1 pseudogene is annotated in these 779 nt (G+C 58.2%); it reads left to right on the top strand.

The window, feature by feature from the left end:
* Positions 1–344 precede the first annotated feature (344 nt).
* Positions 345–779: pseudogene (locus EWE75_RS25995) on the top strand (IS110 family transposase); the annotation flags it as partial.

The raw sequence follows: 779 nt of genomic DNA, 5'->3' as shown, positions 1-779 counted from the left end.
CTCGTCTCTGCCGTTCTCGTCGAGATCGACGAAACATGGGCCTCCGACAATAAAGGCTACATCAAGTGGGAATGCCGGGATGCGTGATCACGCACCCGTCAATTTCCAGACGTCAGGTTGCGCAATCGTCTTTTGAGACCGCACGACTGTTGGGAATTTGCGCTGCGGAAACCATCTTGGCCAGCAGTACACGAAACTGCACGAAAAGGCCGGACATATGGACGCAAACGATCTGATCAAAACGTTCGCTCGGCCATTGCAAGAGGGAGATCCCATGAGGAGGTGAACAGCGAACGGCACTCTGCCAGACTGCTCTCGCTAAAAAACCAACTCTGGAGGCCGACATGCTTGTTGAAGCCGATCGATCCAATGCGCCGTCCGCTGTTCGCACGGAGCTTACCGCGATTTTCATCTCGCTGGAACTCTCGCAATCGAAATGGTTGATCACGTCGCTGGCGCCGGGGACCGGTGAGAAGATGTCGAAGTTCACCGTCGCCGCTAGGGATGTTGCCGGGTTGCTTGAGCGCTTCGTGGAGGTGCAACGCCAGGCGGAGGCTCGCACGGGCACGCGCTATGGCTTCGTTGTGATCCAGGAGGCCGGGCTCGATGGCTTCTGGCTTCATCGCAAACTGGAAGCGGAAGGGATCGAAAGCTATGTCGTCGATCCGGCGTCGATCGCAGTTCCTCGCCGTGCGCGCCGCGTCAAGACCGACCGTCTCGACGGCGAAATGCTGTTGCGAACATTGCTCGCCTACATGCGCGGTGATCCCCGGGTGTGT

Source organism: Sphingomonas populi, from assembly GCF_004208535.1.
In the GTDB taxonomy this organism is placed as follows: Bacteria; Pseudomonadota; Alphaproteobacteria; order Sphingomonadales; family Sphingomonadaceae; genus Sphingomonas; species Sphingomonas populi.
This window is presented reverse-complemented; position numbering and strand designations above follow the sequence as displayed.